The sequence below is a fragment of the Paenibacillus sp. 8b26 genome (assembly GCF_050626875.1).
Taxonomy (GTDB): domain Bacteria; phylum Bacillota; class Bacilli; order Paenibacillales; family Paenibacillaceae; genus Paenibacillus.
In genome coordinates this window covers 1,160,235-1,176,114 of the sequence record NZ_CP192445.1, presented here as the reverse complement: position 1 = coordinate 1,176,114, position 15,880 = coordinate 1,160,235, and the positions used below count along the sequence as shown (strand labels likewise).

General features: G+C 47.8%; 11 protein-coding genes and 1 tRNA gene. 9 read left to right on the top strand and 3 right to left on the bottom strand.

What is annotated here, in order from left to right; translation table 11 throughout:
* Positions 1-193: 193 nt before the first annotated feature.
* Entirely contained in the window at positions 194-1,393 is a 1,200-nt protein-coding gene (locus tag ACQ4MX_RS05080) for a saccharopine dehydrogenase C-terminal domain-containing protein (RefSeq protein ID WP_431089627.1), read from the top strand.
* 8 nt (positions 1,394-1,401) lie between these two features.
* Positions 1,402-2,541: a carboxynorspermidine decarboxylase gene (gene nspC / locus ACQ4MX_RS05075; RefSeq protein ID WP_431089626.1), complete on the top strand. Its 1,140-nt coding sequence runs from the start codon at positions 1,402-1,404 to the stop codon at positions 2,539-2,541.
* Between the two features lie 204 nt (positions 2,542-2,745).
* Here the strand turns inward: nspC and ACQ4MX_RS05070 are convergent, their stop codons facing one another.
* Entirely contained in the window at positions 2,746-3,249 is a 504-nt protein-coding gene (locus ACQ4MX_RS05070; RefSeq protein WP_431089625.1) for a hypothetical protein, read from the bottom strand.
* A 453-nt stretch (positions 3,250-3,702) separates the two neighbouring features.
* On the opposite strand from ACQ4MX_RS05070, the gene ACQ4MX_RS05065 reads away from it, so the two are divergent.
* The 3 genes from ACQ4MX_RS05065 (at position 3,703) to ACQ4MX_RS05055 (ending at position 5,377) form a co-directional block, all read left to right on the top strand.
* The gene (locus tag ACQ4MX_RS05065; protein WP_431089624.1) at positions 3,703-4,218 is read left to right on the top strand and encodes a hypothetical protein; all 516 of its coding nucleotides are present in this window, start codon (positions 3,703-3,705) and stop codon (positions 4,216-4,218) included.
* 69 nt (positions 4,219-4,287) lie between these two features.
* Positions 4,288-4,800 carry a GNAT family N-acetyltransferase gene (locus tag ACQ4MX_RS05060; RefSeq protein ID WP_431089623.1) on the top strand — a complete coding sequence of 171 codons (513 nt, stop codon included), beginning with the start codon at positions 4,288-4,290 and terminating at the stop codon, positions 4,798-4,800.
* 492 nt (positions 4,801-5,292) lie between these two features.
* Positions 5,293-5,377, top strand: a tRNA-Leu gene (locus tag ACQ4MX_RS05055).
* Between the two features lie 323 nt (positions 5,378-5,700).
* Here the strand turns inward: ACQ4MX_RS05055 and ACQ4MX_RS05050 are convergent.
* A complete protein-coding gene (locus ACQ4MX_RS05050) occupies positions 5,701-6,168 on the bottom strand; it encodes a phage integrase SAM-like domain-containing protein (RefSeq protein ID WP_431089622.1) in 468 nt (155 codons plus the stop codon).
* A gap of 250 nt (positions 6,169-6,418) precedes the next feature.
* On the opposite strand from ACQ4MX_RS05050, the gene ACQ4MX_RS05045 reads away from it, so the two are divergent.
* Entirely contained in the window at positions 6,419-9,841 is a 3,423-nt protein-coding gene (locus tag ACQ4MX_RS05045) for a glycoside hydrolase family 2 TIM barrel-domain containing protein (protein WP_431089621.1), read from the top strand.
* Between the two features lie 97 nt (positions 9,842-9,938).
* Positions 9,939-11,678: an SGNH/GDSL hydrolase family protein gene (locus ACQ4MX_RS05040; RefSeq protein ID WP_431089620.1), complete on the top strand. Its 1,740-nt coding sequence runs from the start codon at positions 9,939-9,941 to the stop codon at positions 11,676-11,678.
* A gap of 22 nt (positions 11,679-11,700) precedes the next feature.
* On the opposite strand, the gene ACQ4MX_RS05035 is transcribed toward ACQ4MX_RS05040, so the two are convergent.
* Positions 11,701-12,483, bottom strand: a complete 783-nt coding sequence (locus ACQ4MX_RS05035; protein WP_431089619.1) for an AraC family transcriptional regulator — start codon at positions 12,481-12,483, stop codon at positions 11,701-11,703.
* A 106-nt stretch (positions 12,484-12,589) separates the two neighbouring features.
* Here ACQ4MX_RS05035 and ACQ4MX_RS05030 point away from each other — a divergent pair, with 106 nt between their 5' ends.
* Together ACQ4MX_RS05030 and ACQ4MX_RS05025 are read left to right on the top strand one after the other, a co-directional pair.
* Positions 12,590-15,466 carry a glycosyl hydrolase 115 family protein gene (locus ACQ4MX_RS05030; protein ID WP_431089618.1) on the top strand — a complete coding sequence of 959 codons (2,877 nt, stop codon included), beginning with the start codon at positions 12,590-12,592 and terminating at the stop codon, positions 15,464-15,466.
* A gap of 30 nt (positions 15,467-15,496) precedes the next feature.
* Positions 15,497-15,778 (top strand): hypothetical protein, encoded by a 282-nt coding sequence (locus ACQ4MX_RS05025; protein ID WP_431089617.1) that lies wholly within the window; start codon positions 15,497-15,499, stop codon positions 15,776-15,778.
* Positions 15,779-15,880: the final 102 nt, after the last annotated feature.

Genomic DNA, 15,880 nt, shown 5'->3' with positions numbered 1-15,880 from the left:
AACGCCTTGGGAGGGGCTTTTATGGCGTTTTCATGCCTGAATTTGGGATTTGTAAAATTTTTGTGACATAGCCGTGTGAATTTTTACACTGCAAATTATCGTTTTTCTTGATTATTTGGTGGGATGTCTTTATAATCATTTTGTTTGCAAGAATGATTAGCGATTAGCGTATGGAATAAGGAGGTTATTTATTTTGGGAAAAGCATTGATTATTGGCGCCGGTGGCGTGGCCAGCGTTGTGGTGCATAAATGTTGCCAAAACCCAGATGTATTTGAAGAAATTTGTATCGCAAGCAGAACTGTTGAGAAATGCGATGCGCTTAAAGAAAAGCTGGGTGGAGGCCGTACGAAGATACAAACGGCTCAGCTTGATGCTGACAACACCGACATGGTCATTGACCTGATTCGAAGCTTTCAACCGGATGTAGTTATCAATGTGGCTCTCCCTTATCAGGATTTGACGATTATGGATGCTTGCCTTGAGACAGGCGTTCATTACGTTGATACGGCGAATTATGAACCGCCGGATACGCCGAAGTTTGAATACAGCTGGCAATGGGCCTACAAAGAAAGATTCGAAAAAGCGGGCATTACAGCTCTGCTGGGCAGCGGTTTTGATCCAGGCGTGACTGGAGTATTTACGGCTTATGCTCAAAAGCATTATTTTGATGAAATTCATACGATTGATATTGTAGATGCGAATGCAGGGGACCACGGATATCCTTTTGCTACGAACTTTAATCCGGAAATTAATATTCGGGAAATTACGGCGAAGGGCCGTTACTTTGAAAATGGAGAGTGGATTGAAACTGAGCCTCTTTCCGAGAAAAAGGTATACGACCTTCCTGAAATCGGACCCAAAAATATATATCTTTTGTACCATGAAGAACTGGAATCTCTTGCAGTAAACATTAAAGGCGTGAAAAAAATCCGTTTCTGGATGACTTTCTCGGACAACTACCTGAATCATTTGAACGTGCTTCAAAACGTAGGCATGACTTCCATTGAGCCTATTGATTACGAAGGACAGCAAATCATTCCATTGCAATTCCTGAAAGCCATTTTGCCAGACCCGGCTTCCCTCGGACCTAGAACCAAGGGTAAAACGAACATTGGATGTATCATTCAAGGCGTTAAAGACGGAAAACCGAAAACGTATTATGTATACAATGTGTGTGATCATGAGGAATGTTATGCAGAGGTTGGCTCCCAAGCCATTTCCTACACGACAGGTGTTCCTGCCATGATCGGCGCAATGCTTATTATTAAAGGCATCTGGAAAAAACCAGGCGTATACAACGTTGAGGAATTTGATCCAGATCCATTCATGGAAGCACTGAGTAAACACGGATTGCCATGGCAAGAGAGCTTTACGCCAACGTTGCTTGATTGAGGCCTGTGATGAATATTGATATTAGCGGACTTCCATCACCTTGTTACCTTGTTGACGAAAGACTTCTTGTGAAAAACCTTGAGGTTTTAAATTCTGTTCAAGAGCGAACAGGCTGCAATATTTTGCTTGCTCTTAAGGGATTTTCGATGTTTTCGACATTTCCTCTGGTTGGTAAATATTTAAAAGGCGTAACTTCCAGTTCGTTGTTCGAGGCGAGACTGGGTCGCGAAAAAATGGACAAGGAGGTTCACGTATACGCACCCGCTTATGTTGACAGTGAATTTGACGAGCTACTGGAGTATGTTGACCACGTCGTTTTCAACTCCTTCGATCAATTGAAACGGTTCAAAAGTAAGGTGCAAGGCGTGACTTCCAAAAAGATAGAAATTGGAATTCGGGTCAATCCGGAATATTCGGAAATCGAAACTCCGCTGTATGATCCTTGCTACAACAACTCCAGAATGGGTGTGACCTTGGCTAACTTTAAGCCTGAGGATCTGGAAGGCGTGGATGGTATTCATTTTCATACGATGTGTGAACAGAATTCCGACACGCTGGAGCGCACCATTAAAGTCGTGGATGAGAAGTTCGGGCCATACATTAAGCAAATGAAATGGCTTAATTTTGGCGGCGGTCATCATATCACCAGAGAAGACTATGATCTGGACACGCTGGTACGCTGCATCCAATATTTTCAGGATAAATATGGTGTACAGGTTTACCTGGAGCCGGGCGAAGCTATCGCTTTGAATACCGGTTATCTGGTCGCTACAGTTCTGGATACGATGAAAAACGGAATGGACATTGCCATTCTGGATACTTCGGCTGAATGTCATATGCCTGATGTACTGGCTATGCCATATCGTCCGAATATCATTGATGCAGGCAAGCCTGGTGAGTATGCACACACCTACAGACTCGGTGGACTTACTTGCCTGGCCGGAGATGTGATCGGGGACTATTCCTTTAAAGAGCCTTTGAAGCCGGGAGACAAGCTTGTATTCTGCGATATGGCCCATTATACGATGGTCAAAAACCATATGTTTAACGGAGTCAACCTGCCAGCCATCGCCAGCTACAACGACGAGGAGGGCATCAAGGTAATCCGTCAGTTCTCCTACGAGGACTTTAGCTCGCGTTTGTCGTAAGAAATAGTTGGAGCTTTAATGACTGAGTGTACCGATTGGAATGATTGAACTACCAAAAGCCGCGACCCTTGAGATAGGGACGCGGCTTTTGGTATAGTTAGAGATTTTATTGATTTTTATATGTGCCTTTTGTATGTATCCAATACAACAGCAGGCATTAAATAATGATTTAACTACTTGATAAGGTACATGATTTTAAATAGTTTACTCTACAACTTCAGAAGAGACTTTATAAAAGAATGTTTTTCCTGTGTAAGGTTGAAGTCCTGGCGCATCGACGGCTAGGTAGTACTCCTTACCTTTTTCAACATCTGTATTTAAAAAGTATTGGCCGTTTCTTGAACGTTTAATTCTTTGACCATTACTATCGTAAATAGTCAGTTGCAACCAGCAATCAGGATATCTGTCTCCCTGAATTGTAAAATGAACTTCTTGTGATTCAAAAGCCTTAAATTTATATACATCGTAGGCTTCCCAGACTCCGGGTACCCCCTCTTTACCGAGGGTTCCAATGAAAGCATCACCTATTAAAAATTCATTAGCTTGGTCAAAATCATCATTTGGCTCCTGTTCATTACCTGTAAGTGAAGAGGCAAGAATTGATTCCTTTGCTACTGGTACAGAATTTGCTTCTTCGGCTAACGCGACACTGGCAGAAGTACTTAGCATAAGGGTCAAGCCTAATGAAGCTAACAACGTTTTTTTCATGAATAAACTTCCTCTCTTTTTTGGGACTTATATTCATTTATATGAATATATTAGTAATTAAGTCGATTTTATTGTATACTATTTACCAGTAAATTGGAATAATAAAAAGGGATATTTATCAATAAAATAAATATAATAGAATATTTTGTTACAAAGGTGTATTTTTTCATCTCTTAGGAGTAGAATCTAAGGGAGTTCTGTAGAAAATGAACTATGTATCATGTAACCCACTCGTGCGATTATAACACTACAGATTGTAGTGTTAATGGGTAAAAAGATATAACTTCCACCATTTTATTCCTTTGATTATATATTTTGTTATAAAGGTTTTTTTGCTGGAAAATCGGTGAATTTCTTGGCTGCAAACATTTATGATATACTCATTTGATTGGGATCATATTTGAATGTTAAATGTATGAAACATAAGGAATGATAGGCAGAGGTGAAATGAACATGTTTGACCCGACGGTTTTTGATAATTTAAAAGTAGGTATGGAAAATGCAGTATACGATCTGGATAGTCTGGATTCACGTATTGAAATCACGCAACGGATCGACCGATTGGAAATGTCCGTGATGTCGCGTGAATTCGCTATACATTTCAGGCTGAAGGAACGACCCGGTGTGACGGCAGAAATTCGCCTAAATGCAGATTTAAACAACTTGGCTGCGGAAATTTTGGAGATCGAAGATCAAATCCCCGGATGTGTACTGCTGCTCAGCTTCTATATGGAAGTTCGTGAGATGGAAACACAGTGCAGCCAGATTGAAGATATATTGACGCAAATTTGGAAGCCGGATCTTAGGCCGCTCCAAACGCTCAGTTTTGTTTACGGGGAGAAGGCAGCTACATATCAAAACAAGATTGAGCTTCAATTTTCCAGACAAATTAATGAAGATCAGATGGAGGATATCCCGGAGCTATTGGAGCATATTTTGCTGACGCTTACGGAATTGCACAAGGTCTAAACATTCCTCTTAATGATGGAATACAGCCATCATTTAGGGATTTAGGGGTAAAGGAGCTAGGGATATAAGATGAATGAACCCGATTTTTCTGAAATATATGCGATCATGGAGGCTTCTTTTCCAGAATCAGAGTGCAGATCGTTTGAGTCTCAAAAATCTTTATTGAAGCATCCTAGCTATCGCATCATGACTGAAAAGAATGAGCAGGGCAATACAGTGGCCTTTTTGGCGGGCTGGGAATTTGCATATTTTCGGTTTGTAGAGCACATTGCGGTAGATTCCCGTATACGAGGTGGCGGATTAGGCAAAAAGCTCATGAGTAGATTTATCTTACAGTCTGATAAACCGGTAGTACTGGAGGTTGAGCCGCCAGTGGATGAATGGACCCGGAGAAGAATCTGTTTTTATGAACGTTTGGGGTTTCATCTGAATCCGTTTGAATATGTACAGCCTCCTCTAAGAGAAGGACAGGCTGATCTGCCGCTTCAAATTATGAGTTATCCAGATGCGTTGTCAGAACAAGCGTTTGCTCCGTTCAAGCAGCTTTTATATACCGAGGTTTACGGGCTAAAGCTTAAATGAGAGAACATATATCGCTAGTTATATAAAAATAAAGGGCTCTGCTTATGCCATATCCCTTCCTTTGAGAGTCGACACGTATAAACAGAGCCGCCAAGTATCCAAGACACGGTATCGCCACTTTTCACAATATGTAACTTTATTCGGTAGCTAATAAGCTGAAATAAAAAAGACCGTCTTTATGGACGGTCTTTTCACCCGTGGCGCTTGGCTAAAGCCTTGATCCGTATCCCGCGCCTCCGTTAACTCTGAAAATTAGAGATTAGCGGATAGGGTAAGGGATACGCTCAACATATGATTACTAATGTTGACGCACCTCCTTTCCTGATGCGTTCATATTACCATATATGGTGTGTGATATCCAGTTTTATATGCATGTTTCTAGGTGTTATTTATAGAAAAATATAATAATATAAAAACTACTTGATTTTACGATCCATGAGAGATATAATCTTAATCACGGTGATTAAAAACATCATCATGAATACATAATATGCGGTCGTGGCGGAATTGGCAGACGCGCACGGTTCAGGTCCGTGTGGGCTAACCCCCCGTGGAGGTTCGAGTCCTCTCGACCGCATCGCTTTAACAATGAACGAGCTCTTGAATTTCCTCTTGGAGATTCAGGAGCTTTTTGCATACTCGGAATTTGCAATGTATTGCTCACTACTTGAGCCGAAGAAATCTTTGAGCTGTATTCAAGATGAACATAGATGTTGGCGGTCGTGAAATAATGGCTATGCCCCAGCCATGCCTGAATTTCCTTTAAGCTGACACCGTTAGCAAAAGCAAGCTGGCACATTGTGCCGAAGATCGTGGAAACGAATCCGCCGCAAGTTATGCTTTTTCAGGACGAGCGGCAAAGTAGATAGCTCGATTTGTTTTTGGCCCGGTCTTTCGCCACTATGATTTGTTTGCCTTGATACGACACAGGGATAACCGTGTGCTTAATGGTAATTGTCTGATGCTGAAAGTTGATGGCCCATTTAAGTCCGACAATTTCACTTCGCCGCAGCCCGTAAAAGCTGTCAGAATAACAGCCAACCCAACCGGACCGCCTTTCACAACTTCGAACAAATCGTTTAGTTCATCACTTGTGTAGTAGCTCCCGATAAATTGGTCCTTCTTGAGCCGTCTAACTTTGTCTGCGGGGTTCGAAGGAATCATGTCCGTTTCAAAAGCATGCTGCAATGCCTGACGGATGTTGGCATGATAAAGCAGCACGATGTTCGTGGTCAGACCGAATTCTTTCAAGACATGCTGATAAAAATCTTGCAGGTGTTTGGGTTGCAGTTCCTTCAGATAAATTCCTTTTTCCCGGAAGTTTGGCGGGAATCCATTTGCTTCTTCCTGTAGGTGGCCTGCTACCATAATAAAAAAGTCGAAGCTGACTATATCACCGAAATTGGTGAAGAATTCATACTTGATTAGAAATAAACCCTTGAGGAATAGGCAACATTCTCAAGGGTTTTCTTTTCCAGCGCCCCCAATTTATCTTTTTTTATTCCTACGAATGTTTAATTTCTGTAAAGACGACAAAGGAGAAATATGCCATACTATGGATGAACAAGGAGATATCTGAAAGATTGCAGGCAAACACAATCCGGAAGAGGCGAGGTTATTGTTTGGAAATTCAAAGGTGCTGTTTAATGATGGATGGGAATTTGCAAAAAGCGATTTGGGTACGGCAGAATGGTCGGGCTTGGCGTTCGAATCTGTGGATCTTCCCCATGATTGGTTGATTTATAATACGCTGGACTTGTATGAGAACAGTATTGGCTGGTATAGGAAGCGCTTTCAGGCATTTCCCGGCGAGCGGGAATGGCTGCTGGCTTTTGATGGGGTGTACATGGACTCTTCCGTTTATGTAAACGGACAGTGGATAGGTGAATGGAAATACGGGTACTCCTCCTTCGAGCATAATCTGACTCCGGCCCTTGTGGAGGGCGAAAACGAGGTTGTGGTGAAGGTGGTGCACCAAAGCTTCGGCAGCAGGTGGTATTCCGGAGCGGGGGTGTACCGAAACGTTTGGCTCAAAACAAGAGAACGCAATTATATTGCTACAGACGGCATTTATGTAACTACTAAGCAAACAGAGCAGGGCTGGACGGTGGAGGTTGAAACCGAGGCGGCGGTGTGCGAGCCGATGAGGCTGACTCACGAACTGCGTGCTGGTGCGGAAATGGTGACTTCCGTCAGTGAAGTGGTGCTGCCGGACTCCAGACCAATGGTTCGGAGCAAGTTGGCTTTTCAGGTTCCTTCCCCCCGTCTGTGGAGCGTGGATGCTCCCTGGCTGTACCGGCTGGTTACCCGGCTTGAGCGGATGGAACCGCATGCGGCGCTGGAGGAGATTGGGCAGTGCATAGGCTTCCGGCATATCGAGATGGACCCGCAGCAGGGATTTCTTTTGAATGGCGGCAAGGTGAAGCTGAACGGTGTGTGCGAGCACCATGACCTGGGGGCGCTCGGCGCGGCGTTCAACAAGACGGCTCTGCGGAGGCGGCTGGCGCTGCTGAAGGAGATGGGGGTCAATGCCATTCGTACTGCCCACAATATGCCTGCGCCTGAGTTGATGGATTTGGCGGATGAGATGGGTTTTCTGGTGGTGTCGGAAGCGTTCGATATGTGGGAGCGGCCCAAAACGCCTTATGATTATGCGAGATTTTTTAAAGATTGGATGCCTAAGGATGTAAAAAGCTGGATCAGGCGCGACCGCAACCATCCCAGCTTAATTATGTGGAGTATCGGCAACGAAATATATGATACCCATGCCGATGAGAGAGGCCAGGAAGTGACGCTGATGCTGATGCGGGAGGTGGAGCTGCATGACCCCAAGGGCAACGGAGGGATAACGATCGGCTCCAACTTCATGCCTTGGGAAAATGCCAGAAAATGCGCTGACCTGGTGAAGCTGGCAGGCTACAACTATGGGGAAAAATATTATGACCAGCACCATGAGGAGCACCCGGACTGGGTTATTTACGGCAGTGAAACCAGTTCGGTGGTGCAAAGCCGCGGCGTCTATCACTTCCCCTTGTCCAAATCCATTCTCGCGGATGATGATGAGCAGTGCTCTTCATTGGGGAACAGCACGACCAGTTGGGGGGCAAAATCACCGGAATTTTGCATTTTGACGGAGCGGGACACATCGTATTCCATGGGTCAGTTTATCTGGACCGGCTTTGATTATATCGGGGAGCCAACCCCGTATCATACGAAAAATTCCTACTTCGGTCAACTGGATACGGCTACCTTCAAGAAAGACCCTTATTACATTTACCAGTCAGCCTGGACAGACTACAAAACCCGGCCCATGATTCATCTGTTTCCGTATTGGGACTTTAACGAAGGCCAACTAATCGATGTTCGTGTTGCTTCCAATGCTCCCCGGGTAGAGTTGTTCTTCGAGGGTGAATCCCTAGGCTCGCACGAGCCGCAGCATGAGCACGGAACCGGGCTGGTGGGCTGGTGGCAAATTCCGTACCGGAAGGGTGAACTGAAGGCCGTGGCTTATGATGAAAACGGTTGCACGATTGCCGTCGATATCAAAGGCTCCTTCGGCGATGCCAGCCGCATCCGGCTTTCGCCGGATAAGAAGCAACTGGTGGCGGACGGCACGGATCTGGTTTTTCTGGAGATTCAAATGGAGGATGATCAGGACCGAATTGTCGAAAACGCCAATAATCGGGTTCATGTCCAGGTGGAGGGAGCAGGCCGCTTGCTGGGGCTGGACAACGGGGACAGTACAGATTTTGATCCGTACAAAGGAACCAGCAGAAGGTTGTTTAGCGGCAAACTGTTGGCTATTGTCGGGGCCGGTCTTGAGCCGGGAGCCATTACGGTTAAGGTATCCTCGGTGGGATTGTCTGACAGCGTGCTACAACTGGAATCGTTACCGGCACATCCAGGAATTATTCAGGGCATATCGGCCCATATCTGCAACCAGGAGCTGCCTTGCATCGTTGGAACGGCACAGGAGATTCCGCTGCGCAAAATGGACATTAAAAGTCCTATGGGCCAGGCGTTTAGCAAAGAACTGCAAACCATAAAGGTGGCGGTCGAGCTGTATCCCGCAAATACTTCCTATACGGAAGTAGAATGGAATGCAGTGGATGATGCTGGTATCCAGTCCAATATTGCCAAGGTGGAGGCTAAGGGGCATGAAGCTATCGTAACCGCTCTGGGTGACGGAGAATTTCGCCTCCGCTGCACAAGCCGCAATGGTACGGACAAGACCAAGCTGATCTCCCAGTTGGAGTTCAAGGCTTCGGGCCTGGGCACCGCTTATTTGGACCCTTATTGCTTTATTTCCGCCGGATTGTACCAATACAGCAAAGGCGAGGTAGGGAACGGTAATGACCGGGGCGTTGCCACCAGCCGCGACGGGGAAACCCAGGTGGGCTTCCGCAATATTGACTTCGGCACTTACGGCTCCGATACGATCACCATTCCTATCTTTGCGCTGGACGATAGCCCGTATGCCCTGCAAATCTGGGAAGGCATGCCGGGCGAGGATGGCAGCACCCTTCTGGCCGATGCGGTCTACCAGAAGCCAAGCCGGTGGAATGTGTATCAGGAGGAAACCTACAAGCTTTCCAAGCGGCTTCGCGGCATTACCTCTCTCTGCTTCGTGTTATGGAAGAAGGTTCATATCAAAGGATTTTATTTTCAAAAGATGAGCAGAGCCCTTGAACAAAACCATGCCGGGGAGTGCGACCGCATCTATGGGGACAGCTTCCGGAAAGCTGGGAGTTGTGTTGAAGGAATCGGCAATAATGTGTCTCTAGTCTTCGACAATATGGATTTCGGCGAAACCGGGGCTTCGAAGCTGACTGTATACGGCAGGTCGCCAATCGACAAAAATACGCTGCATATCCAGTTTGAAGGAGCAAAAGGGGAAAGCAGACAACTTGTAGAGTTTGCGTATGCCGAAGGCTACGAGGAGCGCACCTTCACGCTGGAGCCGCTAAAGGGACCGCAGAAGGTTACGTTCATATTTTTGCCGGGCTCCAATTTCGACTTCGGCTGGTTCCGGTTTAGCTGATTGTGATCCGGGGAGTGAGGGTGCGATCCCATGTGATCCTCTCCGGCTGTTTCATCCTTATCCAACTATTAAAAAAGAAAAAGGAGACATTTTTTCCATGAACGACAATTTTTCGGGGTTTGCGCAGCAGGATGAGATGGAAGGCCCCAAGGCGCCTAAAGACCTGGTGGCAAGACGAAGCGGATTTTACATTATGTATGAAACCATGATCGAAGGAACCGCCCGGCCGGACGGAAGCTTTTCGCAGGAGATTTATCTGGAGGGGAGGCTGGCCAATAAGGCCAGGTATACGGGAGGAGTTGGAGATGAGGACATACTGGCGCTTCTGACCGATTGCGAAGGCTTGCACCGCTTGGTCCATAGTATCGGGATTATCGTGAAGGCGCATAACCCGGACGTGGCTAACGTTCGGGTTGCGTACCATAACTGGGGTAAAACGAGGAAGTACGAATCCGGCACCCGGCTTGAGCTTTCTTGCCCGGCAGATGGCTCGGAAACCGTGCTGGTTATGGAGGATTGCGACTGGTCTGCGGATGACGATGTTCCCGGGAGCTTTGCCTTCCTGTTCGATCGGGCGGGAGAACTGGCTACGGTCAGCATTATGTTCTACCTGCATGACGGGTTCCATGTTCCCGAAGTTTCCGTGGAGGAGCCGGTGGATTTCGAGTCGCAAGCCTATCGCGAGATGATCGCTAAATCCCTTTTGAACAAAGGCAATAACAAAAGGCTGAAGGCTGCAATTGAAAAGGCCAGAAGAGGGGGAGAGGTAACTGTCGCCTATATTGGCGGTTCCATTACACAAGGGGCGGGAGCCGTTCCGATTCATGAAAATTGTTATGCGTACCAATCTTATGCGCTATTCAAGCAAAAGTTCGGCAAAAACGGCGGGGAATCGGTCCAACTGGTAAAAGCAGGCGTAGGCGGCACTCCGTCGGAGTTGGGCATTGTCCGCTATGATCGGGATGTGCTTCGGGGAGGAACTGTAGAGCCGGATATTGTGGTAGTTGAATTTGCCGTGAATGACGCGGGTGACGAGACAAAGGGCAATTGTTATGAAAGCCTGGTATTGAAGGCCTTGAACGCGCCGAATAAACCTGTCGTCATTTTGCTATTCAGCGTGTTTGTCAATGACTGGAACCTGCAGGAACGGCTGTCACCTGTGGGCTGGCATTATGATCTTCCAATGGTCAGTGTAAAGGATGCTGTAGTGGAGCAGTTCCGGCTGACCAAGGCGGAAGGAAATGTGATTTCCAAACGACAGTTTTTCTTCGACATCTACCATCCGGCCAATGCCGGGCACCGGGTGATGGCTGATTGTTTGGGTTGGCTGTTCGACTTAGCAGATGAGGCATCACCCGATGAGGCGGATGTGGATACCGGTAAGCCTCCTGTCATCGGCTGCGATTTTGCCGAAACGAAGCTGCTCGATCGCAGCAATGCCGGAGATATAGCCACAATCGATATGGGTGGTTTTTCAGAGACCGATACAGACCTGCAAATGGTGGAAATGGACGATCACCCGTACAGCTCTCCCCAGTTTCCTTATAACTGGATGCATCATCCGGAAAATGGCGCACCCGAATTCAAAATGACCATTTGCAGCAAACGCCTTATCCTGGTGTTCAAGGACTCGGGGAGTAGCGATTTTGGATGCGCGGATATTTGGGTGGACGGGAAATATATCAAGACGGCCGATCCCCATGAGAACAATTGGACACATTGCAATGCCATTATATTGTACAACGAACAGGTTTCTGAGGAGCATACGGTGGCAATCCGCATGGCTGCTGGTCATGAGACAAAGCGCTTTACTATACTTGGATTCGGATATGTTTAGAAATGTTACCATTTCAAAGTTCCTATTTTTTTCTTGCTGAGGATGGGGAATAGCCCTTCATCATCTTGAACAGGTTGCTGAAATAGGAAATATCGTGAAATCCGCAGCGCTCCGCTGTTTCCGAAACGTTGAAATCGCCCGAGGACAACATCATCTCCGCATTGTTGATGCGGATGCGATTGAGGTATTCCTTGCAGGTTGAGCCGGTGGTTTCTTTGAACAGCTTGCCGAAGTAAACCGTATTCAGGTTTGCCTGCTCAGCCAGGATGCCAACCGTTATATCGTCCGAATAGTGCTCGTTAATGTAGTAGGTTGCCTTTTTGATTCTCGGGTCAATTGTGGTCACTGATAGCAGGTGATAATTGGAGAGCAGCCGGTGAAGAATCAGTTCAAACAATGCGCGGGCCTGGAAGGTGTAGAACGGCTGCCTGTTCATCCACACTTGTTTGAATTCACGAATGTAATCAAGGATCTCTTTAGTAATCATTTTCTTGCTTACGTACCCGAATGGAAGGCAGACGTCATTGGACGGAGCGGCCCAATGAAAGTTGAAGGGATAGCAATGCATGGGCGACTCCTCGAAGGTATGGGCTTCCCGGGTGCAGCCTTCCGGAATGTACAACAGATCGCCTGCTTCAACGATGACCTTTTCTCCATTGATGTAATAGCAGGCTTTTCCGCTAATGACGAAGGTGAGATCATGAAAGTCTATTTTTGCTTTTCCAATTGACCAATCTGCAAAACATTTGCGGTCTACAAATAGGAATATTTGAGGGATCAGATGCTCGTGATAAGCCAAATCCAAATAATCTCCTCCTCATGTGATGGAAGCGGTGTCTTTTCTCAACGTACCGGAAGCGCATAGCCAAGGTTGATGATGAAATAGAAAATGAAACGAAGGTGCTGTGATCATGAACGATGCAAAGCAATACTCAACGGAAGCAGCTGTTCTCGTACAGAATGGCAAGGCGGCCCCCATATACACCGATGCGAAGGGAACCGACTTTGACGGCATAAGGCGCGTCTCGTTATCACTGGCCAAGGATATTGAGCTGGTTACCGCCGTTTTGCCCAAGCTGATTACAGACAGGGCGCAGCTAAGCGGGATGGCGGTCATCGCCGGCTCCGTCGGACATAATGATATCATTGATTCCCTGATTGCGGAAGACAGGCTTGATGTGTCAGGTCTGCGGAGTCGCCGTGAGACCTATATGATCCGGGTTTTGGAGCGCCCATGCCCGGAATTGGATAAAGCCGTTGTTATCGCGGGCAGCGATAAGCGGGGGACGCTGTATGGACTGTATCATATTTCGGAACTGATCGGAGTCAGTCCCTGGGTATATTGGGCTGATGTGCATCCCCCGAGACGGCGGGAACTGGTCTTTGCTAAGGAAGAATTGGAATTCACTTCCAAAGAACCTTCCATTCGCTACAGAGGCTTTTTCCTGAACGATGAATGGCCTTCGCTGGGTTCATGGTCGAGGGATCATTGCGGCGGCTTTAACGAATGGATGTATGAGAAAATATTTGAGCTGCTGCTGCGGCTGAAGGGCAACTATTTATGGCCGGCCATGTGGAGCGCCGTTTTCAGCGAGGATGGGAAAAGCCATCCGCTGGCCAATGCCGAGCTTGCGGAGGCATACGGCATTGTGATGGGTACCTCCCATCATGAGCCCATGTTTCGAGCCGGCGAGGAATGGAAAAAGATCAATCATCATTATGGGGAGAGCGGCTTGTGGGATTATTGGGCTAATACGGAGGCCGTTACGAGGTTTTGGGAGGACGGTGTCATCCGTAATAAGCATTTGTCCAATATCATTACGCTGGGAATGCGCGGCGAACAGGATTCGGCTCTTGGCGGCACCATGGAGCAGAATATTCAGCGGCTGAAGGACATCATTTTGACCCAGAAGGCCTTGCTGCGCAAGCATGGCCTGGACAATGCACCGCAGGCATTGACGATCTACAAGGAAGTGGAGGCATTCTGGCATGGGACAGATACGGTTCAGGGGCTGAAGCATTGGGACGTGTTGGATGATGTGACCATCATTTTGTCAGATGACAACTTCGGCAATATGCGGAAGCTTCCCGAAGCCGCGGATCGGAAACGGAAGGCCGGCTGGGGGATGTACTACCATTTTGATTACCATGGTGCCCCCCGGTCTTATGAATGGGTTAATACGGTTCCGCTTGAGAAAATATGGGAGCAAATGTCCCTGGCCTATGACTACGGAATCCGGGACCTCTGGATTGTGAATGTCGGCGACTTGAAGCCGATGGAACTGCCCCTCTCCTATTTCATGGAGCTAGCCTATGATTTCGAGGCCTGGGGAGCAGAACGTCCTAACCGTACGGCGGAATTTTTGCAGACATGGGCGGAACGGCAGTTTGGTCATGCTGTTGATGCAGAGGCTGCCGAGGGCATTGCCCGGGTTTTGGCGGACTATACGAAGATGAACGGGGCCCGCAAGCCGGAAGTGACCTATGCAGACACATACAGCCTGCTTCACTACAACGAAGCGCAGCGGGTGCTGGAGAAAGCGATCCGGTTGGATAAGGACGCCCGGACGTATTATGAGCTTGTGAGCGAAGAGCAGAAGGATGCTTACTATCAGCTTGTGTATTATCCGGCCGTAGCATCGGCCAATGTGACAAAAATGCAGATATACGCGGGCTTGAATCAAAAATACAGCGGCTTCCGGCCTCAGAGCGTTCTTGCCAATCATTATGCCGCTTTGGTGGAGGAAGCCATTGCCAAAGATGTACAAATGCAAGAGGACTACAATCATAAAATTTCCGGCGGCAAATGGAAGGGGATGATGTCCTCCGCCCATATCGGCTATGTAAACTGGAATGACGAAGGCTGGCAGTATCCGGAGTTCAAGTATATCGAGCCGCAGGAAAAAGCGCTGATGATTGTTGATGTCGAAGGGACAGACGGAGGTTTTACCACCGGAACGGTAGCGCTCCCGCCATTCACCAGTCTGCAGAAGGAGCGCTGCCGCATAACCGTCAGCAATGCCGGAAAGCAGGCGTTTGCTTATCGTCTGGAGACCAGCGTCGACTGGATCAAGACAGATCGGACGCACGGAAGCGTTCTGACCGGGGAAACCGTTTGGGTTCATGTCGATTGGGAACGGCTTGACGCATCGGCAGCGGGGGAAATTACGATGGTTTGTGGCGATCAGACAGTAAAGGCAACGGTCGTCGCAGAGGTTGTACACACCGATGATTTGCCCGATCTGACCTTTGTTGAAGTACACGGCGTGATTGCAATCGAAGCGGAGCACACTTGCGGCCGGGAAGCCGCCGGGGAGGCCCGTTGGGAGATGATCAAGGGATACGGGCGCTCACTGTCCTCCATGAAGCTGTTCCCAACGACAGCCCTTTTTGAGCGGACCGAGGATGCTCCATATCTGGAATACCGTGTCTGCACCGCGGAGGAACAGACCTATACAGTAACGGTTTATGTAGCCCCGACCAACCCTCTGGCGGAGGATAGACGGCTGAAATATGCGGTAGCTTTTGATGATCATCCGCCGGTTCCGGCAGACATGCTGCCCCTGGAGTTTGCCGCGGGCGAATCACGGCATTGGTCGGAGTCCGTTATGAATAATGTCCATACTTCCACAACGCAGCATCCATTGACTGCCGGCATACACACCCTGCGATTTTATGTGCTGGATGCAGGTCTGGTGCTGCAGAAGCTGGTCTTGTCCCGGGAGCTGCTTCCCTGCTCCTATTTCGGCCCCGAGGAGAGCTTTTGCAAGGGGAGATTGGGTTTTTGAGTCTACGAGGCTTGAACCATAAATAGGAATATGAGAAGGGGAGAAGCGGCTTCACTACAGCTCCTAATGTTCCGCGTTGATTATACCCCGTTCATCCGACTTGCTGAATTCGGCGAAGCAGGAGCTGCGCTGCGGCTTGCAATCCATGCCGGAATTGATTCCTACAGAAACAGGGGTGCGGAAGCGGCGCAGCATGGAGCGAGGGGGCGGCATTGGCGACAGGCACAACCGGAAGATATACAGATGATCGGCGAAATGCTCCGCATGAGGCGGCGGGAACACCAGGCCGGGAAGATCGAAAAAAACACTTAGAGCCAGCTTTAGGTGTTTTTTCTATAGAATTGCCGTCTAAAGCCTATGCCAGATATATTTCCACTCAAAGCAAGGTTCCCTTTGTGCATTGCTATATATTGT

Bases quoted from the DNA above. Each gene is read 5' to 3' on its own strand.
- nspC (WP_431089626.1), top strand. From the start codon at position 1,402: ATGAATATTGATATTAGCGGACTTCCATCACCTTGTTACCTTGTTGAC.
- ACQ4MX_RS05070 (WP_431089625.1), bottom strand. From the start codon at position 3,249: ATGAAAAAAACGTTGTTAGCTTCATTAGGCTTGACCCTTATGCTAAGT.
- ACQ4MX_RS05065 (WP_431089624.1), top strand. From the start codon at position 3,703: ATGTTTGACCCGACGGTTTTTGATAATTTAAAAGTAGGTATGGAAAAT.
- ACQ4MX_RS05060 (WP_431089623.1), top strand. From the start codon at position 4,288: ATGAATGAACCCGATTTTTCTGAAATATATGCGATCATGGAGGCTTCT.
- ACQ4MX_RS05050 (WP_431089622.1), bottom strand. From the start codon at position 6,168: ATGGTAGCAGGCCACCTACAGGAAGAAGCAAATGGATTCCCGCCAAAC.
- ACQ4MX_RS05040 (WP_431089620.1), top strand. From the start codon at position 9,939: ATGAACGACAATTTTTCGGGGTTTGCGCAGCAGGATGAGATGGAAGGC.
- ACQ4MX_RS05030 (WP_431089618.1), top strand. From the start codon at position 12,590: ATGAACGATGCAAAGCAATACTCAACGGAAGCAGCTGTTCTCGTACAG.
- ACQ4MX_RS05025 (WP_431089617.1), top strand. From the start codon at position 15,497: ATGAGAAGGGGAGAAGCGGCTTCACTACAGCTCCTAATGTTCCGCGTT.